At 67.6% G+C, this 19438-nt stretch carries 14 protein-coding genes and 2 pseudogenes; 14 read left to right on the top strand and 2 right to left on the bottom strand.

The features are described 5' to 3' along the window. Nucleotide 1: 1 nt before the first annotated feature. Nucleotides 2-1000, bottom strand: coding sequence for a hypothetical protein (locus TPAU_RS21945; RefSeq protein WP_049825845.1), 999 nt, complete (start codon nucleotides 998-1000; stop codon nucleotides 2-4). Between TPAU_RS21945 and lspA the strand changes: the two genes are divergently transcribed. The 10 genes and pseudogenes from lspA (at nucleotide 999) to dnaE (ending at nucleotide 13935) form a co-directional block, all read left to right on the top strand. Continuing rightward, nucleotides 999-1547 carry a signal peptidase II gene (lspA, locus tag TPAU_RS13145; protein WP_013127246.1) on the top strand — a complete coding sequence of 183 codons (549 nt, stop codon included), beginning with the start codon at nucleotides 999-1001 and terminating at the stop codon, nucleotides 1545-1547. The genes TPAU_RS21945 and lspA overlap by 2 nt on opposite strands. Beyond that, nucleotides 1540-2466, top strand: coding sequence for an RluA family pseudouridine synthase (locus TPAU_RS13140; RefSeq protein ID WP_013127245.1), 927 nt, complete (start codon nucleotides 1540-1542; stop codon nucleotides 2464-2466). The genes lspA and TPAU_RS13140 overlap by 8 nt, the downstream gene beginning before the upstream one ends. Continuing rightward, entirely contained in the window at nucleotides 2463-3125 is a 663-nt protein-coding gene (locus tag TPAU_RS13135; RefSeq protein ID WP_013127244.1) for a hypothetical protein, read from the top strand. Before TPAU_RS13140 ends, TPAU_RS13135 begins: the two co-directional genes overlap by 4 nt. Nucleotides 3126-3241: 116 nt before the next feature. Then, a pseudogene (locus TPAU_RS23560) lies at nucleotides 3242-4000 on the top strand (SRPBCC family protein); the annotation flags it as partial. A 341-nt stretch (nucleotides 4001-4341) separates the two neighbouring features. Further along, entirely contained in the window at nucleotides 4342-4608 is a 267-nt protein-coding gene (locus tag TPAU_RS23555; protein ID WP_245537793.1) for a DUF1731 domain-containing protein, read from the top strand. A 110-nt stretch (nucleotides 4609-4718) separates the two neighbouring features. Then, nucleotides 4719-5351 (top strand): TetR/AcrR family transcriptional regulator, encoded by a 633-nt coding sequence (locus TPAU_RS13125; RefSeq protein WP_013127243.1) that lies wholly within the window; start codon nucleotides 4719-4721, stop codon nucleotides 5349-5351. Further along, a pseudogene (locus tag TPAU_RS13120) lies at nucleotides 5348-7080 on the top strand (ABC transporter ATP-binding protein). The gene TPAU_RS13125 and the pseudogene TPAU_RS13120 overlap by 4 nt, the downstream one beginning before the upstream one ends. A 50-nt stretch (nucleotides 7081-7130) precedes the next feature. Further along, complete coding sequence (locus TPAU_RS13115; protein ID WP_083773951.1) at nucleotides 7131-8897, top strand: ABC transporter ATP-binding protein; 1767 nt, start codon at nucleotides 7131-7133, stop codon at nucleotides 8895-8897. An 89-nt stretch (nucleotides 8898-8986) separates the two neighbouring features. After that, on the top strand, nucleotides 8987-10246 hold the full coding sequence (locus TPAU_RS13110) for a serine/threonine-protein kinase (RefSeq protein WP_013127241.1): 1260 nt from the start codon (nucleotides 8987-8989) through the stop codon (nucleotides 10244-10246). 137 nt (nucleotides 10247-10383) lie between these two features. Next, nucleotides 10384-13935, top strand: coding sequence for a DNA polymerase III subunit alpha (dnaE, locus tag TPAU_RS13105; RefSeq protein WP_013127240.1), 3552 nt, complete (start codon nucleotides 10384-10386; stop codon nucleotides 13933-13935). An 84-nt stretch (nucleotides 13936-14019) separates the two neighbouring features. Here the strand turns inward: dnaE and TPAU_RS13100 are convergent, their stop codons facing one another. Continuing rightward, the gene (locus TPAU_RS13100; RefSeq protein ID WP_013127239.1) at nucleotides 14020-14271 is read right to left on the bottom strand and encodes a hypothetical protein; all 252 of its coding nucleotides are present in this window, start codon (nucleotides 14269-14271) and stop codon (nucleotides 14020-14022) included. A 71-nt stretch (nucleotides 14272-14342) separates the two neighbouring features. On the opposite strand from TPAU_RS13100, the gene aroC reads away from it, so the two are divergent. From aroC to TPAU_RS13080, 4 genes are all read left to right on the top strand, one after another. Continuing rightward, nucleotides 14343-15557 (top strand): chorismate synthase, encoded by a 1215-nt coding sequence (gene aroC / locus TPAU_RS13095; protein ID WP_013127238.1) that lies wholly within the window; start codon nucleotides 14343-14345, stop codon nucleotides 15555-15557. Next, nucleotides 15557-16177 carry a shikimate kinase gene (locus TPAU_RS13090; RefSeq protein WP_013127237.1) on the top strand — a complete coding sequence of 207 codons (621 nt, stop codon included), beginning with the start codon at nucleotides 15557-15559 and terminating at the stop codon, nucleotides 16175-16177. The genes aroC and TPAU_RS13090 overlap by 1 nt, the downstream gene beginning before the upstream one ends. A 4-nt stretch (nucleotides 16178-16181) precedes the next feature. Then, nucleotides 16182-17297, top strand: coding sequence for a 3-dehydroquinate synthase (gene aroB, locus TPAU_RS13085; RefSeq protein WP_013127236.1), 1116 nt, complete (start codon nucleotides 16182-16184; stop codon nucleotides 17295-17297). Nucleotides 17298-17796: 499 nt separating this feature from the next. Then, nucleotides 17797-19389: a sugar transferase gene (locus TPAU_RS13080; protein WP_245537924.1), complete on the top strand. Its 1593-nt coding sequence runs from the start codon at nucleotides 17797-17799 to the stop codon at nucleotides 19387-19389. Nucleotides 19390-19438 lie beyond the last annotated feature (49 nt).

Here is a 19438-nt window from a genome sequence, read left to right as displayed (position 1 = left end):
ACTAGGCCGGCGTCCACCGGGAGATGGCCCCGGTCTTCTGCGTGAGCTTGCGCGACGGGTCGTCGCCGACCAGGGTGCGGCCGCCTTCCAACTGCACCCCGCCGTCCACGGGGAAGGCGCGTGCCGGGTCGATCGTCGCCGAGCCCTTGCCCGCCATGGTGTAGCTCTCAATGGTCAAGGTGGTGCTGCTGCCCGGGACCCGGAAGACGTCGCCGTCGGGTTCCTCATCGACCACGGCGGTCAGGACCGGGCTCTCGACGGTGCCGCCGAGCGTCACCTTCATGGTCTGGGTCAGGTCGCTGTCCGCGCGGATTTTGCGGATCGAGGTCCACGTCGCGCCTGTTCCCACCGGCTCGGCGGGCAGCGGGATCATGCGGAGGAAAGTCTGTAGCAGTGCCTGCTCGAAGGTCGCCTGCGCCTCGGTCGAGATGCCCGGAGGTGCCGCGATGGTGAATGAGCGGACCTCGCCGCCGGCCGTCAGCTTCACCCGGGCGATATGTCCTTGCTGCCCGGCGAGCGCCTTGGTCAACGCCGCATCGGTCGATGTGGGGGCGCCGAAGTACAGCACCACGTCCAGCGGATCGGCGCACGTCGGCTGCGAGGTGAAGGGGAGCGTCACGTCGCGGTTGCCGCCCGAGGGCTGCTCACCCGAGACCATGGAGACCTGGAGGGAGTTGGTGAACAGGCTGGTCGCGGCTGTCGCAGTAGGGCGCAATGCGACGGTGCGCTGTGCCCCTTCGCCCGCCTGTTCGAGCGTGATCGCGGCCTGCGGCACGTCGATCGTGGCGGCGTTCGCCGGCATCGCCGGTGCCGCGGCGGCGCATCCCGCCGACGGGGCGGGTGCCGCGTGCGAGGTCGCCTCGGGCGCCGCGGAGGAGGGGCCGGCGCCGCCGTCCGACGAACCGCAGGCGGCCGAAGCCACCGCGACCGCTCCGAGCGCCGCCACCACCTGTAACCGCCTGCCATGCACACCGCCACCGTAGTGGATGATGGAGAACATGGATTCGAGCCCAACCGAGACCAGGAGCTGGTACCGCGACCCGCGGATCGTGCTCGCGGTGATCGCGGTCGCGGCGTGGCTGATCGATATCGCCGCCAAGACCTACGCCGTGCGCAACATGGAATACGGCGAGCGGATCCAGGTGTTCGGCCCGTTCAGCCTGATCTTCATCAAGAATCCCGGCGCCGCGTTCTCGATGGCCACCGGCTACACCTGGGTGCTCACACTCGTCGCGGTGTGCGTGGTGGTGTGGATCGTGCGGATGGGGTCCAAGCTCACGTCCATTCCGTGGGCTGTCGGCCTGGGGCTGGTGCTCGGCGGTGCGCTCGGTAATCTCACCGACCGGATTTTCCGGGCACCGGGTGTGTTCCGGGGCCATGTGATCGACTTCTTCTCGGTGGGCGACTGGTTCCCGGTGTTCAATACGGCCGACTGCGCGATCACCACCGGCGCGGTGCTCCTGGTCGGGCTCACCCTGTTCGGTAAGGACCCGTACGAGGGCTTCGGGCAGAAGAAGGTCACCAGTGAGGAGGCCGCCGATGCGTGAGTCGCGCACCATGCCGGTCCCCGACGGGCTCGACGGCCTGCGGGTCGACGCGGGCGTCGCCCGCCTCCTGGGCCTGTCCCGCACCGTGGTCTCCGAACTCGCTGCCGAGGGCTCGGTCACGCTCGACGGTGCGCCGGTCGGCAAGTCCGACAAGCTGCGCGCCGGTGCCCTGCTCGATGTGACGCTGCCCGAGCCGGCGCGGCCCTTGGAGATCGTCGCCGAGCCGGTGCCGGGGATGAACATCCTCTACTCCGACGATGACATCGTGGTCGTGGACAAGCCCGTCGGGGTCGCCGCGCACGCCTCCGTCGGCTGGACCGGCCCGACGGTGATCGGCGGCCTCGCCGCCGCCGGTTTCCGGATCTCCACCTCCGGTGCCCCGGAGCGACAGGGCATTGTGCACCGCCTCGACGTGGGTACCTCCGGTGTGATGGCGGTCGCCGTCTCCGAGCGCGCATACACGGTGCTCAAGCGGGCGTTCAAGCAGCGCACCGTCGATAAGCGCTATCACGCTCTGGTGCAGGGACACCCGGATCCGATGTCGGGCACCATCGACGCGCCGATCGGCCGGCACCGCAGCTCCGACTGGAAGTTCGCGGTCACCAAGGACGGTAAGCCGTCGATCACGCACTACGACACGATCGAGGCATTCCAGGCCGCGACCCTGCTGGACGTGCACCTGGAGACGGGACGCACCCACCAGATCCGCGTGCACTTCGCGGCCCTGCACCACCCGTGCTGCGGTGATCAGACTTACGGCTCGGACCCGGTGCTGGCGAAGAAGCTGGGCCTGGAGCGGCAGTGGCTGCACGCTCGCACGCTCGGCTTCACGCACCCCACGAAGGGGGAGTACGTCGAGTTCACCTCGCCCTATCCCGACGATCTGCAGCACGCGCTGGACGTCCTGCGGGACGCGTGACCCGTACCTGGGCGCCCGTCGCGGCGGTGGCCGCGGTCGCCGTGGTGCTGGCCTATTGGCTGGGCTCGGTCACCGCGCCGCCGGTCACCCGCATCTCCGACGACCGTCTCGGTCCCGAAGCGAGCCAGTCGATCGAGGTGTACCTGAGGAAGGCCGCCGAGACTCTTGCGGCGGCCCCGTCCGGTGAGGGTCGGTGGGCACTGATCTCCCCTGCGACCGCGTGGTCGACCGAGGAGGTGTGGCGCCGGTACGGCGCGGCTGCGGGCATGGAACGGATCGGGCGGGTGCTGGTGCGGGTCCCGATCCCCGGTGTGCAGACCCCGACGGTGCCGGTGCCGACCGGTCAGAGCGCCGCCGGTATCGCCGCGGTGAACGAGCTTGCCGCGTATGCGGTTCCGTCGCTCGTGGCGCCGGGAGAGCGCGGCGCGGCGATCGCCCGCGTCTCCGCGGCGCGGCTGCGGGCCGGCGTCCCCGCGGTCGTGGGGATCGTGGTGTACGGCACCGGTGATGCGCTGCGTACCGCCGCCTCCGGGTCGGGTGTGCGGGCGGTGCAGGTGGTGCCCGACGGCGGCGGCGTCTTCGCCGTGGCGCCCCTGCTTCCGTCGTTCACCGACCGCGCCGAACCGGGTGCGGACGACGGTTCCGTCCCACCGGCCTGAGGCGCTGCGGCTCGGTACCCGTGGAGTCATTGAGCGCCGCGTGGCATCTCACAATGTGAGAATGATCTCCGATTAAGCGCATTGATTCTCTGCGATCGCGAACTAGCGTCGACGATATGGGGACACAGCATCGTATGAGGAGATTCATCGCACTTGCGCCCGAGGCGATCTGGGAGGTCGTCGCCGATCTCGGGCGGCTGCCGTATTGGCAGCCCTTCGTCGAATCCGTGACGGCCGCCGGACCGGCTGCGCTCGGCGCGGAATTCGACTGGACCCCGGCTGTGCCGGGCGACTGGGTACGCCGCCGGTTCGCCTCGCCCGTGCGCGTCACCGCGTTCGAGCCCGTTCGGACCCTGGCGGTCGCGCAGGATCATCGAGCCGCCGCCACGACGCTCAGGTGGGACCTCGTCCCGGTCGACGGTGGCACCGAGGTGGTGCAGACCGTCACCGTCGACGGACCGTCGGGACCGCTCTACGACCGCCTGATCGGCCGCCGGTTCGCCGCCCACGCCGACGAGAACCTCGCCCGCCTCGCGCGCCTCGCCGGGCCGCCGCGCGCGGAACGCCGACTCCATGTGGTGATCGCGGGCGGCAGCGGCTCCCTCGGCCGCCGTATCGCCGCGGATCTCACCTGCCGAGGCCACGATGTCACCATCGTCACCCGTTCGATTCGGGGCGACATTCCGCACCCGCAGGTCACCTGGGACGGGCGGCGTGTCGGGCCGTGGGCCGCGGTTCTGGAGCAGCCGGACACCGCGGTGATCAACCTCGCGGGGAAGCTGGTCGACTGTCGCCCGACCGCGGCGAACATCGCAGCCCTGACGTCCAGCCGCGTGGACGCCACTCGCGCCCTGGTGCAGGCGTCCGCCGAGCGACCGGTCGCGTGCTGGATCCAGGCGAGCACCACCGCGATCTGGAGCGACGCGGGGGAGGAGCGCTGCACCGAGGGGACTGCGCTGCCCGACCCTGGCCTACCGCAGATGACCGGCGTCGCCCGCCCGTGGGAGGAGGCCGTCGCCGACGCGAATGCCGGGCGGCTCAGCGTCGTTCGCACATCGATCGTCCTCGATACGGAATCTCCGGCGTTGGCGCGGATGGTGGGCGTGGCCCGCGCCTTCCTCGGCGGTTCGCTCGGTGACGGCCGCCAGTGGTTCAGTTGGATCCACATCGACGACTGGCTCGCGCTCATTCGGGCCGGTCTCGGGATCGAACCGGGGTGGATCTGCCGGATGGTGTGGTGGTCGCCGCGGCGCCGCACCCCGTGCGCAACGCTGAACTCATGCGTGAGCTCCGTCGGCACCTGCACCGCCCGCCCGCTCCGCCGACGCCCGCGCCGGTGCTGGCCGTCGGCGCGATCGCGATGCGCAGTGACCCCGCCCTCGGACTCACCGGTAGGCACGCGACCTCGGCAGTGCTTCCCGCTGCGGGATTCGTTTTCCGGCACCCGCGCATCGACGGTGCCCTGGCCGACCTACTCGGCTAGCGGCGGGTCGATTCCCCAGGGACGCAGCCGGAAACGGACATTGGGTACACCGGTTTGCGGGCGGCGAAAAGCAGTTGTGAGCGCCCACTCATTTCTGTACTCTCGGCATCGTGCCCGCCGCTCACGACATCCGTCCGCGCGCGCCGCATCTGCCGCCCGACGAGCGGCGGGCGGCGCTCATCGCCGCGACTCGCGACGCCCTGTTGGAGTACGGCACCGTCCCCACCACCAAGCAGATCGCGCAGCATGCCGGCGTCGCGGAGGGCACGATCTTCCGTGTCTTCGACTCCAAGGAGGCGCTGCTCGATGCCGTAATGGTCGAGAGTTTCGCTCCCGACGACCTTCTCGACCAGATCGACGCGATCGATTCCGCGCTGCCGCTGCGCGAGCGCCTGTACCGGTTCACCGACCTCGTTCAGCAGCGGTTCCAGCGCATCTTCGGCCTCATGGATGCGCTCGGCATCGTCACACCGCCGCACACCCGCGACATCGACGCCCGCCGCAAAGCCCGCGAGGGCGGCCCCGCGCTGATGGCCCGTTTGCGCGGCGTGATCGGCGACGATGCCGATCAACTCAGCGTGACCCCGGAAGAGGCCATCCATCTGCTGCGCCTACTCACGTTCTCTGGTAGTCACCCGCACATCAGTGAGGGGGCGACCCTCACTCCCCGCCGCATCGTGGACGTGCTCCTCGACGGAATCTCAGCCCGCCCAGCCGCCACAGCCGACAGGACCCCTCAGTGACCCTCATCCGACTCATCGCGGGCCGCCTGCGGCCCTACGCTCCGTGGTTGTGGACCGTCGCCGCCTTCCAATTGGTCAGCGTCATCGCCAATCTCGCGTTGCCCTCGATCAACGCCAAGATCGTCGACCTCGGAGTCACTCCGGGCGACACCGGATACATCTGGCGGATGGGTGCCATCATGCTGGCGGTCACTCTGCTTCAGGTGGTCGCCGCGCCGGCGCCACCTACTTCGGTGCCCGCACCTCGATGGCCTTCGGTCGTGACACCCGCGGCGCTCTGTTCGACACCGTCGGCGGCTTCTCCGGCCGCGAGGTGGCGAAATTCGGTGCGGCCTCACTGATCACTCGCACGACCAACGACGTCCAGCAGGTCCAGCTCCTGGTGCTGATGACGCTATCGATGATGATTCAGGCCCCCTTCATGGCTGTGGGTGGCGTCATCATGGCGGTTCGGGAGAACACGCAACTGTCTTGGCTCATGGTGGTCGCCGTGCCTCTGCTGGTGGCGGTGCTCGGCGTGGTGATCGCGCAGATGATCCCGGGCTTCCGCCAGGTGCAGACCCGGCTCGATGCGGTGAACCGGGTGCTGCGCGAACAGCTCTCCGGTGCCCGGGTGATCCGCGCGTTCGTTCGCGAGCCCATCGAGCGGGAGCGGTTCGAGGAGGCGAACTCCGCGCTCACCGCCTCCAGCATCCGGGTGATGCGACTGATGGCCGTCATGTTCCCGTGGGTGATGCTGGTGCTCAACCTCTCGACCGTGGCGGTGTGGTGGTTCGGCTCGCGTCTGATCTCCGACGGCAGCGCCCAGATCGGCGAGGTCACCGCCTACATGCAGTACATGATGCAGATACTCATGTCCGTCATGATGGCCACGTTCATGGTGATGATGGTGCCCCGCGCCTCCGTCGCGGCCGACCGCATCACCGAGGTCCTCGATACCGAGCCGACCGTGGCGCCGCCCGCGAATCCGGCAGCACTGCAACGGATCACCGGCAACGTCGAACTCGACCGGGTCTCGCTCACCTACCCCGGTGCGGAGGCGCCCGTGCTCCGCGAGATCAACCTCACCGCAACGCCGGGAGAGACCGTGGCCGTGATCGGCTCCACCGGTGCAGGTAAGACGACGCTGATCAACTTGCTGGCCAGGCTGTTCGATGTGACCGGCGGCGCCGTCCGCTACGACGGGGTGAACATCACCGACATCCGACCGGACGCGCTGTGGGGCCACATCGGTCTGGTGCCACAGCGCCCCTATCTGTTCAGCGGAACCGTCGCCACCAACTTGCGCTATGGCGATCCCGACGCCACCGATGAACAGCTGTACGAGGCGCTGACCATTGCTCAGGCGGCCGACTTCGTCACCGAGATGGGGGGCCTGGACGCACCGATCGCCCAGGGAGGCACCAATGTCTCCGGCGGGCAACGGCAGCGACTCGCCATCGCTCGTGCGCTGGTCTCCCGGCCCGCCGTGTACTTGTTCGACGACAGCTTCTCGGCACTCGATCTGGCAACCGACGCCAAACTGCGGGCCGCACTCGCGCCGCATACCCGCGAATCCACCGTCTTCGTCGTGGCACAACGTATCTCGACGATCGCGGGCGCCGACAAGATCCTGGTCCTCGAGGACGGCGCCGTTGTCGGGCTGGGTACTCACACCGAACTGATGGCGAGTTGTCCCACGTACCAGGAGATAGCCGGCAGCCAGGCCACCGAATCGAGCGCGGCGTGACCGGGCCCGGAAGCCGCGCGGCCACCGCAGGCGCTCCCGGCCAGAAGCCGATGACCTTCTGGCCCTCGCTCAAACGATTGCTCGGCATGCTCGAATCGCAGCGTTCGGCCGTGGTCGCCGCGGTCGTCCTCGCTGTGGGATCGGTGGTCGCGGCGGTGCTCGCGCCCAAGGTGATCGGCTCTGCTGTCGACGCCATCTACGACGGTTTCCTCAGTGCTCGGACGGGTGGTCCGGGGATCGACTTCGACCGGGTCGGCACGATTCTTCTCTGGGTGGTCGCGCTGTACATCGGCAGTGCACTACTGCAGTACATCGAGGGCTACCTGCTCAACGGCGCCGTGCAGAGGGTGATGTACGAGCTGCGCCGCGACGTCGAGGAGAAGCTGAATCGGTTGCCGCTGAGCTACTTCGACAAGCAGCCCCGCGGCGAGTTGCTCTCCCGCGTGACGAACGACATCGACAACCTCGGGCAGTCGCTCACCCAGGCCCTCGGGCAGCTGATCATCTCGGCGCTCACCGTGATCGGTGTGCTGGTGATGATGCTGGTGGTCTCGCCGGTGCTCACTCTGGTCGCGATCCTGGTGATCCCGCTCGTCGTGATCCTCACCGGCCAGATCATGAAGCGCAGCCAGAAACACTTCGTGGGCCAGTGGCAGCACACCGGAGCCCTCAACGGTCAGGTGGAAGAGGCGTTCTCCGGGCATGCCCTGGTCACCGTCTTCGGCCGCCGGGACGCGGTCAAGCAGCGTTTCGATGTGGAGAACGACGCGCTGATGACGGCCAGCTACAAGGCCCAGTTCCTGTCCGGCCTGGTGATGCCGATCTCGATGTTCGTGGGGAACCTGCAGTACGTCGCGATCTGCGTGGTCGGCGGTCTCCGGGTGGCATCGGGCTCGATGTCGCTCGGCGACGTGATCGCGTTCATCCAGTACTCGCGGCAGTTCACCCAGCCGCTCACGCAGATGGCGTCGATGGTGAACCTGCTCCAGTCCGGCGTCGCCTCCGCCGAGCGCGTGTTCACGGTGCTCGACGCCGACGACGAGGTGGCGGATCAGGCCGGCGCGCTGCCCGTCCCCACCCGGGGCCGCGTCGCGTTCGAGGACGTCGCCTTCGGCTACGACCCCGACGAGCCGCTGATCGAGCACCTCGACCTGGTCGCCGAACCGGGCCGCACCGTCGCCATCGTCGGTCACACCGGCGCGGGAAAGACCACCCTGGTCAACCTCATCCTGAGGTTCTACGAATTGACCGGAGGCCGGATCACGATCGACGGCACCGATATCGCGCAGGTGCGGCGAGCCGAGCTGCGCTCGAAGATCGGCATGGTGCTGCAGGACACGTGGCTGTTCGAGGGCACGATCGCCGACAACATCCGGTATGGCCGGCTCGACGCGACCGACGAGGAGGTGCGGGCCGCGGCGAAGGCCACCTTCGTGGACCGTTTCGTGCACTCGCTGCCGGACGGCTACGACACCGTCCTCGACGACGAATCGGGCAGTGCGTCCGCCGGCGAGCGCCAGCTCATCACGATCGCTCGGGCGTTCCTGGCCGAACCGGCAATTCTCATTCTCGACGAGGCCACCAGCTCGGTAGACACCCGCACCGAAGTCCTGTTGCAGCGGGCCATGCGCGCGCTGCGCGCTGATCGCACGAGCTTCGTGATCGCGCATCGGCTTTCGACCATCCGCGACGCGGACGTCATCGTCGTGATGGATCACGGGCGGATCGTGGAACAGGGAGCGCACGACGAGCTGTTGGCCGCCGGCGGGGCCTATGCCCGGCTGTACCGGGCCCAGTTCGAAGGCGCCGAGATCTGACCGCAGGTCGTTGCCAAGGAAGGTGCAAGGGCGCACGCTAGGCTTGTCCGCAGAGAAATACGGACGATGTGGGGCAGAAGCGGCAGCGGATGAAGGATGAACTCGCACCGGGCACGGTGATCGGCGGCTATCGGATCGAGCGACGCCTCGGTTCCGGTGGCATGGGGTCGGTGTACCTCGCCAAGCATCCCGAGCTGCCCCGGCACGACGCCCTCAAGGTGTTGAGTTCGGGTTACGAGGGCGACGACGGTTTCCGGAAGCGGTTCCTGCGCGAGGCCGAGCTGGCCGCACGCCTGGACCACCCGAGCATCGTCACCATCTACAACCGCGGCAGCCAGGGGCCGCTGCTGTGGATCGCGATGCAGTACGTCCAGGGGGATGACTGCTCGGTGCTGCTCAAGCGCACGCCCGCCGGACTCGAACCCGCGACCGCGGTGCACATCGTCGGCCAAGTGGCGCGCGGACTCGATCACGCGCACAAGGCCGGTCTGCTGCACCGCGACATCAAGCCCGCGAACATCCTGGTGTCCACCGATGACGGTGACGATGGCGACGGGCGGCGCGTGCTGCTGACCGACTTCGGAGTGGCGAAGGGCGGTGACGACGCCTCCCAGCTCACGGCCGTCGGCACCGTGCTCGCAACTCTCGCCTACGCCTCACCCGAGCAACTGTGCGGGGAGGACCTCGACCCGCGCTCGGACCAGTACTCGCTCGCCGCGACCTTCTTCCATCTGGTCACCGGGAAGGTGCCGTACTCGGGTGCCAGCACCGACGCCGTGATCGATGCGCACTTCAACGCGCCGCCGCCCCGGATCTCGCAGATCCGCGACGGCGTGCCGCCCGCGGTCGACGCGGTGGTCGCCCGGGGTCTCGCCAAGACTCCGGCCGAGCGCTTCGCCACCTGCAAGGAATTCACCAACGCGCTGCGGTCGGCCATGGCGGCTCCGCCCGCCCGCCGGGTCCCGCAGGGCCGCCCCGCACCTCGACCGGGTTCCGTCCCCGGTCCGGGGCATCCGTCGGGTCCGCAGCCACCCGCAACTCCGAACCGGTCGGCGGCAGCGCAGCACCGTTCGGTGGCTCCCGGGATCCGGGGCCAGGCCAACCGCGCCGTTCCCGCGATGCGTCCACCCGGTCCGCAGCACCCGGCGCCGGTGTACGGCTCGGGCAGTCCGTCGGGTGCGATGCCGCGTCCACCGGGTCCGCCCGTGCCGGCGGCGCAGCGCCGCCCCGAACCGACCCGGGCGCCGGCCGGGGGACCCAACTCGACACTCTCGCCCGGCGTGCTCGCTCTGGTGGGCGTGGCGATCCTGGCGCTGCTCATCCTGGTGCTGATCATCGCGTTCGGCTGACGCGTGTGGCGTGTGGGGAAGGCGGGACGGCGGCCTCCCGACGGCCGCGTCGGCCTGACGGAACCTGTCGGACCGAGGGCCTACACTCGAATCGCAGCGTTGAGATTTCCACCGATGATGGGTCGAGGTGAGTGAGCGTGCCCGCGCAAGATTCATTCGTGCATCTGCACAATCACACCGAGTACTCGATGCTCGACGGGGCTGCCAAGGTCGACCCGTTGTTCGCCGAGGCCAAGCGGCTGGGTATGACGGCGGTCGGCATGTCCGACCATGGCAACATGTTCGGGGCGTCGGACTTCTACAACACCGCGGTCAAGTACGACATCAAGCCGATCATCGGCATCGAGGCGTACATCGCGCCGGAGTCCCGGTTCAACACCAAGCGCGTCCGCTGGGGCGATCCGTCGCAGAAGAGCGACGACGTCTCGGGTTCGGGCGCCTACACGCACATGACGATGGTGGCCGAGAACGCCACCGGTCTGCGGAACCTTTTCAAGCTCAGTTCCCTCGCTTCGATCGAGGGGCAACTCGGCAAGTGGTCTCGCATGGACGCCGAGATCATCGCCGAACACGCCGAGGGCATCATCGCGACCACCGGCTGCCCGTCGGGCGAGGTGCAGACCCGGCTGCGATTGGGGCACGAGCAGGAGGCGCTGGAGGCCGCGGCCAAATGGCAGGAGATCTTCGGCAAGGAGAACTTCTACCTGGAACTGATGGATCACGGCATCGACATCGAGCGGCGCGTGCGCGAGGGGCTGCTGGAGATCGGCCGCAAGCTCGGGATCAAGCCGCTCGCCACGAACGACTGCCACTACGTCACCAAGGACAAAGCCGAGTCGCACGGCGCGCTGTTGTGCATCCAGACCGGTAAGACCCTGTCCGATCCCACCCGCTTCCAGTTCGACGGTGACGGCTACTACCTCAAGTCGGCGCAGGAGATGCGCGAGCTGTGGGATGCGCAGGTGCCCGGCGCGTGCGATTCGACTGTCGAGATCGGTGAGCGGGTCCAGTCCTATAAGGAGGTCTGGGAGCACAAGGACCGCATGCCGCGGTTCCCGGTGCCCGAGAACCACACTCAGGAGTCCTTCCTCGAATCCGAGGTCATGGACGGCCTGAACCGTCGTTTCCCGGACGGTCCGCCGCCGGATTACGTCGAGCGCGCCAGGTACGAGCTCTCGGTCATCAACGAGATGGGCTTCCCCGCGTACTTCCTCGTGGTCGGCGATCTGATCGCACACGCACACGAGGTCGGTATCCGCGTGGGCCCGGGCCGTGGTTCAGCGGCGGGTTCGCTCGTGGCGTGGGCATTGGGCATCACCAACATCGATCCGATCCCGCACGGCCTGCTGTTCGAGCGGTTCCTCAACCCCGAGCGCGTCTCGATGCCCGATATCGATATCGACTTCGATGATCGTCGTCGCGGCGAAATGATCACCTATGCCTCGGAGAAGTGGGGCTCGGACAAGGTGGCGCAGGTCATCACGTTCGGCACCATCAAGACCAAGGCCGCGATCAAGGACTCGGCCCGCGTCATCTACGGGCAGCCCGGTTACTCGATCGCCGACCGCATCACCAAGGCGCTGCCGCCGCCCATCATGGCCAAGGACATCTCGGTCAAGGGCATCACGGACCCGGCGCACGAGCGGTACAAGGAAGCCGTCGAGGTCCGCCAGCTGATCGAGACCGACCCGGACGTCAAGAAGATCTACGATATGGCGCTCGGGCTCGAGGGCCTGATCCGCAACGCGGGCGTGCACGCGTGCGCGGTGATCATGTCCTGCGATCCGCTCACCGACGCGATCCCCGTGTGGAAGCGCGCACAGGACGGCGCGATCATCACCGGATGGGACTATCCGTCGTGTGAGGCCATCGGCCTCCTGAAGATGGACTTCCTGGGCCTGCGCAACCTCACCGTGATCGGCGATGCGCTGGCCAACATCAAGCACAACCGCGGCATCGATCTCGACATGGACCAACTCCCGCTGGACGACGAGACCACCTACCAGCTGCTGCAGCGGGGCAACACGCTCGGCGTCTTCCAGCTCGACGGTGGACCGATGCGAGATCTGCTGCGGCGCATGCAGCCCACCAAGTTCGAGGACATCGTGGCCGTCGGTGCGCTCTACCGGCCGGGCCCGATGGGTGTGAACGCCCACAACGACTACGCCGATCGCAAGAACGGCAGGCAACAGGTCAAGCCGATCCACCCGGAGCTCGAGGAGCCGCTGGCCGAGATCCTATCGGAGACTTTCGGTCTGATCGTGTATCAGGAGCAGATCATGCAGATCGCGCAGAAGGTCGCGGGCTACTCGCTCGGTCAGGCCGACCTGCTGCGGCGTGCGATGGGTAAGAAGAAGAAGGAGATCCTCGACGAGGCCTACGGTGGCTTCCAGCAGGGCATGCTCGACAACGGGTTCTCCCAACCCGCGATCACCGCGCTGTGGGAGACGGTGCTGCCGTTCGCCGGCTACGCGTTCAACAAGTCGCACGCCGCAGCGTACGGCCTGGTCTCGTATTGGACCGCGTACCTCAAGGCGAACTACCCGGCCGAGTACATGGCCGCGCTGCTCACCTCCGTCGGCGACGACAAGGACAAGGCCGCGATCTACCTCGGCGACTGCCGCCGCCTCGGCATCACCGTCCTCCCGCCGGACGTCAACGAGTCCTTCCACGCCTTCACTTCCGTCGGCGAGGACATCCGCTTCGGCATGGGCTCGGTGCGCAACGTCGGCGAGGGGGTTGTCGCGTCCATCGTGAACACGCGTGAGGAGAAGGGGAACTTCACGTCCTTCTCCGACTACCTCGCCAAGATCGAGGTTGCGGCCTGCTCCAAGAAGGTGACCGAATCCCTCATCAAGGCGGGCGGTTTCGACTCGCTGGAGCATCCCCGCAAGGGGCTGTTCCTGGTGCACAGCGACGCGATCGAGTCGGTGTTGTCCACCAAGAAGGCCGAGGCCGTGGGCCAGTTCGACCTCTTCGGCTCCATGGGCGACGAGGGCGGCGGTACCGAACCGATCGACGACGTGTTCACGATCAAGGTGCCGGACGAGGAGTGGGACGGCAAGCACAAGCTCGCGCTGGAACGCGAGATGCTCGGCCTGTACGTCTCCGCCCACCCGCTCGACGGTGTCGAGCACGTGATCGCGGCGCAGACCGACACCCCGATCCCGGCCATCGTCGAAGGCGATGTCAAGGACGGCACTCAGGTGACCGTCGGCGGCATCCTGCAGTCGGTGAACCGGCGCGTGAACAAGAACGGCGCGCCGTTCGCATCGGCGCAGATCGAGGATCTCTCCGGTGGCATCGAGGTCTTCTTCTTTCCGCAGGCCTACGCCGCGTATGGGGCGGAGGTGGTCGAAGACGCCGTGGTGCTGATCAAGGCGCGGGTCAACTTCCGGGACGACAAGGTCACGCTGATCGCGAACGACATCGCCCCCATCGATCTGTCGCAGATCGGCGTTGCGAAGCCGTTGTCGCTGACCATGCCGACGCGAATCTGCACGCACGACAAGGTGTCCGCGCTCAAGCAGGTGCTCCAGCGGCACCCCGGCGTCTCGGATGTGCACGTCAAACTCGTTAGCGGGGATAAGGCCACGACGCTGCGGCTGGACGACACACTCCGAGTGAATCAGTCGTCATCGTTGATGGGTGATCTGAAGGCCCTGCTCGGCCCGAACTGCCTGTCCTGACGCTGAACGAGCCCGCCTGCGCGAGGCCGGCCGAGACGACGAACGCCGCTGAGGATCCCCTCAGCGGCGATTCTCGAGGTTCCTTCAGGAGCGGGCGTGCACGGCGCGTGCGGTCCACCACACCGCCGCACCGGAGCCCGCTGCCGCGAGGATCGCGGGAGCGAAGTTCGTGCCGCCCACGGCGGCAGTGAGCACAGCGCCGAGGGCCAGCACGACCATTGCCACGAGGACGGCCTCGGCCTTGTACAGCGGCCACCGGACACCGAAGACGTCGACGCTGCGCCGGTCCGCGGGGGAGCGGCCTGCTGAAGTCGAGGATGTGGTGATCACGGTCATGAGAGTGATGGTAGCCGGTAATCAAGGTTTCGGCTACCCGAACTCACGCTCGGGCGGGTCGATCTGGGAAGATGAGTCCCGTGTTGCGCTGGATCACCGCAGGAGAATCGCACGGCCCCGCCCTCGTGGCCCTCGTCGAGGGCATGGTCGCGGGCGTCGAGGTCACGTCGTCGGACATCGGCGCGCAGCTCGCGCGTCGCCGCCTCGGCTACGGCCGGGGTGCGCGGATGAAGTTCGAGGCCGACAAGGTGACGATCCTGGGTGGCGTGCGCCACGGCGTCACGCTGGCCGGGCCGATCGCCATCGAGATCGGTAATACCGAGTGGCCGAAGTGGGAGCAGGTCATGTCGGCCGATCCCGTCGACCCCGCGGAGCTGGACGGCGTCGCCCGCAACGCCCCGCTCACCCGCCCGCGTCCCGGTCATGCCGACTATTCGGGCATGCTCAAGTACGGCTTCGACGACGCCCGTCCGGTGCTCGAGCGCGCCAGCGCGCGTGAGACCGCGGCCCGTGTGGCCGCCGGCACGGTCGCCCGCAACTTCCTGCGCCAGGCGCTCGGCGCCGAGGTGATCAGCCACGTCATTTCGATCGGCGCGTCGGAGCCCTACGCGGGCCCCACGCCGTCGGCCGCCGATCTGGAGCGGATCGACGCCTCGCCCGTGCGCGCCTTCGATGAGGCGGCCGAGCAGTCGATGATCGCCGAGATCGAGGCCGCCAAGAAGGACGGCGACACACTGGGCGGGGTGGTCGAGGTGGTGGTGACCGGGCTGCCCGTGGGCATCGGCTCCGTCACCTCCGGTGACACCCGGCTCGATGCGCGCCTCGCGGGTGCCCTCATGGGGATTCAGGCGATCAAGGGCGTCGAGGTCGGCGACGGCTTCGAGACCGCCCGCCGCCGAGGCAGCGCGGCACACGACGAGATCCTCCCCGACAAGGGCGGTGTGCTGCGCTCCACGAACCGGGCGGGTGGCATCGAGGGCGGCATGACCAACGGCGAGGAATTGCGCGTGCGCGCCGCCATGAAGCCGATCTCCACCGTGCCTCGTGCCCTGCGCACCGTCGACATGCAGACCGGAACGGAGGCCGTCGCGATCCACCAGCGCAGTGATGTCTGCGCGGTGCCCGCGGCCGGCGTCGTCGCAGAGGCGATGGTCGCCCTGGTCGTGGCGCAGGCCGCCCTGGAGAAGTTCGGCGGCGACAGCCTCGCCGAGACGCGCAGCAACATCGAGCGGTACTCCGAGCAGGTGGCGGCGCGGTTGCAGCGGGTGACGCCCGAGGCGATCTGATGGGGCCCGCGCCCCAGCGAGCGCCGCAGGGGCCGGCCGCGATCCTGATCGGTCCGCCCGGCGCGGGCAAGACGACCATCGGCCGGCGCCTGGCCAAGGTGCTGCGCGTGGACTTCCTCGATATCGATGAGGAGATCGAGCGCCGCGAAGGTCGCACTATCCCGCAGATCTTCGCGGGCGACGGCGAGCCGGCCTTCCGCGCCATCGAGGAGGCCGTGGTGGCCGATGTGGTCGCCACCCACCCCGGTGTCGTCTCGCTGGGCGGTGGTGCGGTGTTGTCCGAGACCACCCGCGAGCTGCTCCGCCGGCACCAGGTGGTGTACCTCGAACTCACCGCGGAAGAGGGGATCCGCCGCACCGTCAGCCCGACCGCGTCTGCGCGGCCGCTGCTCAAGGGCGACGATCCCGCTGCGGCGTACCGCGCGCTCATGGCCCGGCGCACGCCGATCTATCGCGAGCTGGCCACCATCCGGGTCTCCACCGTCGGGCGGGCGCCCGGATCGGTGGTCCGCCAGGTGCAGCGTCGCCTCAAAGACACCGCGCCCGGCCGGGTGCGCCGCGGTCCCTGGCCGCTCCTGCCCGCCGTGCTGCGCACGTCCACCAAGAATCGATCGGAGTAAGCAGATGCCGGAAGAAGCCCCCGTCAAGGTCCGCGTCGACGCCGCAAGCCCGTACGACGTGATCATCGGGCGCGGTCTGCTCGACGAGACCGTGGCCGCCGCCGGCGATGCGACCAAGGCCGCGATCTTCTACCAGCCGACCCTTGCCGAGACCGCCGAGGCGTTGCGGCAGGCACTGGCGGACAAAGGGATCGACGCGCACCGCGTGGAGATCCCGGATGCCGAAGCGGGCAAGGATCTCCAGGTCGCCGGGTTCTGCTGGGAGGTGCTCGGCCGGATCGGCCTCAGTCGCCAGGACGTGATCTACAGCCTCGGCGGTGGAGCGGCGACCGATCTCACCGGGTTCGTGGCCGCCACCTGGATGCGCGGCGTGCCCGTGGTCCACATCCCCACGACACTGCTGGCGATGGTCGATGCGGCCGTCGGCGGTAAGACCGGCATCAATACCGACGCCGGAAAGAACCTCGTGGGATCGTTCCATGAGCCGCGCACCGTGATCGTTGACCTCGCGACTCTGGAGACGGTGCCGCGCAACGAGATCATCGCCGGTATGGCCGAGGTCATCAAGACCGGTTTCATCGCCGACCCGGTGATCCTGGAGCTCATCGAGAAGGATCCGCAGGCCGCGCTCGATCCCACTGGTGTTGTGCTGCCGGAGCTGGTGCGCCGCTCCATCGAGGTGAAGGCGAAGGTGGTTTCCGCCGACCTCAAGGAATCCTCGCTGCGGGAGATCCTCAATTACGGTCATACCCTGGGGCATGCGGTGGAGCGCCGGGAGCGGTACCGCTGGCGCCACGGCGCGGCCGTATCGGTGGGCCTGGTGTACGCCGCCGAGCTCGGCCGCCTTGCAGGCCGTCTCGATGACGAGACCGCGGACCGGCACCGCCGGGTCCTCGATTCCGTGGGCCTGCCCACCAGCTACGACGCCGATGCGTTCGGGCAACTGCTGGAGTACATGGGCAAGGACAAGAAGAACCGCGCCGGAATGCTGCGGTTCGTGGTCCTCGACGGCCTCGCGCGACCGGGCAGGCTGGAGGCCCCGGACCCGTCGTTGCTGGTCGCTGCCTACTCCGCCGTCGCCAAGGAAGGCACACCGCCTTCGGGTGCCGTGCTGCTCTAGCTACTGCGCGCTTCTCGCCGCACTCGTCCGGGAGGGCGAGCGGCGGTCGACGACCGCTTCGGGACCACGATTCGGCGGTCAGATCGATGGATGTTCCGCCCGACGCCGCCTCACTCGCATCGTGATCGGCTATCTGCGCTGATCGATTCGATGTGTAACTCATCGTTCTCGTACGCCGTTCACCGATTGAATCCAGTTTGTTGCCATTCGTCGCGCTGAAATCGATGCACATATCACCTAATTTTTATTGATTGATTTCGTGTCCGATCGGTGAAATCGCAAGCTGCATTTGTGTGCAATCGCAGACGTCTTCTTATTCATGGGGGCCGGCCGGATACCACATGCGGCGGCGATGCGTTTTTCGGCACGAGTGCGCGCCGACGACGTTTGCGAATGCGGTACCGGTGAGTAACATTTACTGGTCAACCTCTGGATATATTAAAGAGTTACTAGTGCTGGCCGCGTGCTGCTCGATATCGCCTCTACCAGTTACTAATTGGTGGTCACGCGTTGTAACGTTGCCGTCGAATTCGCGGATAGGCAGACGACAGAAATCGCAATCGTCAAACGTCCTTCAAGATCGGAGGAGTGGATGGTCACCATTCGTCGCCTCTTTGGGGACGGTGTGGCGGGAACGCGCGCGGAAGGCGTCACGCCGTCGTCTCCTGCTCTTCGTCGCGCACGGCATACTCGACGCGTTCGAACTACCGACACGGTGGTGATCTCGGCCGCTGTGTTGATCGCCCAGTTCGTCCGATTCGGTGACGACGCATTCGCCAGGTTCGAGCCGAGCGCGATCCCCCTGTTCGCATTCTCTGCCGCCCTGGTCGTGCTGTGGAAAGTCGCACTCCATCTGGCTCAAGCCGACGACGAGAAAGTGATCGGTTCGGGAGTCGCCGAGTACAACAGCGTGCTCACGGCGAGTCTGGGGCTGGTCGGGGCCCTCGCGCTGGCGGGAATGCTGACGAACTTCGTTTTCGCTCGTGGCTATTGGGCTCTGGCCTTCGGTCTCGGGGTGGCTGGTTTGCTGATCTCCCGTACCGCCTGGCGTCGCAGGGTGCACGCCGACCGGCGATCCGGTCGAGTGACGACCTCTCTTCTCGTCGTCGGTACCCGGGTGTCGGTGGCGCGCTTCCAGAACTCGATCGCGGGAAATCCCGCGCGGGGCTATCAGGTGGTGGGAGTGGTGCTCACGGATGCCGGCGATGATGACGCCGCGCCGTGCGGGCCCGACGGTACGGACGGTGTCAGATTTCCCAACCTGGAAACCGGGCTGGCCGCGATTCGTGATCGCGGCGAGTGCGCAGTCGCGCTGACCGCGATTGACGCCCTGGAGGTTTCCGCGATGCGCGAGCTCACGTGGAAGTTGGACGAGATGCACATCGACCTGATGGTCGCGCCGGGCGTCCTCGCCGCGGCGGGGCCGAGAGTCGCGTATCGCTCCGAGGCGGGACTGCCGCTCATGCACATCGAGCGGCCGCGATATCTGCGCGCGACCACTCTGATGAAACGCCTCTTCGACGTGACGCTCGGCTCTGTCCTCTTGTTGCTGCTCTCCCCGGTGTTCGTGATCACGGCGCTCGCAGTGAAGTTCGACGACAGGGGGCCGATCTTCTATCGATCGGAGCGCATGGGGCTCGCCGACAGGCCATTCGGAATGTGGAAGTTCCGAACCATGGTGGTGGGCGCCGACCGCATGCTCTCGGATCTCGCCGATCTCAATGAAGCAGCCGGGGTCCTGTTCAAGATGCAGAACGATCCGCGCGTCACCCGAGTGGGAAAGCTGTTGAGGCGCTACAGCATCGACGAGCTTCCTCAATTGTTCAATGTGATCGCCGGAACCATGAGCCTGGTCGGCCCGCGCCCGCCGCTGCTCTCCGAGGTGGCGGCCTACGATGCGATCACCACGAAGCGAATGCTGGTGCGGCCGGGGATGACCGGACTCTGGCAGGTTTCGGGACGTAGCACTCTCTCCTGGGAGGAGACGGTGCATCTCGACCTCACCTATGTGGAGAACTGGTCACTAGCCGCCGACCTCCAGATCCTATGGCGCACATTCCGGGCCGTCCGTGAACATCACGGCGCGTACTGACTCTCCGCACGTATTCGAACCAATGCACCAGACAGCGAGGATCAACTCT

Source organism: Tsukamurella paurometabola DSM 20162, from assembly GCF_000092225.1.
GTDB lineage: Bacteria > Actinomycetota > Actinomycetes > Mycobacteriales > Mycobacteriaceae > Tsukamurella > Tsukamurella paurometabola.
This window is presented reverse-complemented; position numbering and strand designations above follow the sequence as displayed.

Bases quoted from the DNA above. Each gene is read 5' to 3' on its own strand.
- lspA (WP_013127246.1), top strand. From the start codon at position 999: ATGGATTCGAGCCCAACCGAGACCAGGAGCTGGTACCGCGACCCGCGG.
- TPAU_RS21945 (WP_049825845.1), bottom strand. From the start codon at position 1,000: ATGTTCTCCATCATCCACTACGGTGGCGGTGTGCATGGCAGGCGGTTA.
- TPAU_RS13140 (WP_013127245.1), top strand. From the start codon at position 1,540: ATGCGTGAGTCGCGCACCATGCCGGTCCCCGACGGGCTCGACGGCCTG.
- TPAU_RS13115 (WP_083773951.1), top strand. From the start codon at position 7,131: ATGACCTTCTGGCCCTCGCTCAAACGATTGCTCGGCATGCTCGAATCG.
- TPAU_RS13110 (WP_013127241.1), top strand. From the start codon at position 8,987: ATGAAGGATGAACTCGCACCGGGCACGGTGATCGGCGGCTATCGGATC.
- TPAU_RS13100 (WP_013127239.1), bottom strand. From the start codon at position 14,271: ATGACCGTGATCACCACATCCTCGACTTCAGCAGGCCGCTCCCCCGCG.
- aroC (WP_013127238.1), top strand. From the start codon at position 14,343: ATGAGTCCCGTGTTGCGCTGGATCACCGCAGGAGAATCGCACGGCCCC.
- TPAU_RS13090 (WP_013127237.1), top strand. From the start codon at position 15,557: ATGGGGCCCGCGCCCCAGCGAGCGCCGCAGGGGCCGGCCGCGATCCTG.
- aroB (WP_013127236.1), top strand. From the start codon at position 16,182: ATGCCGGAAGAAGCCCCCGTCAAGGTCCGCGTCGACGCCGCAAGCCCG.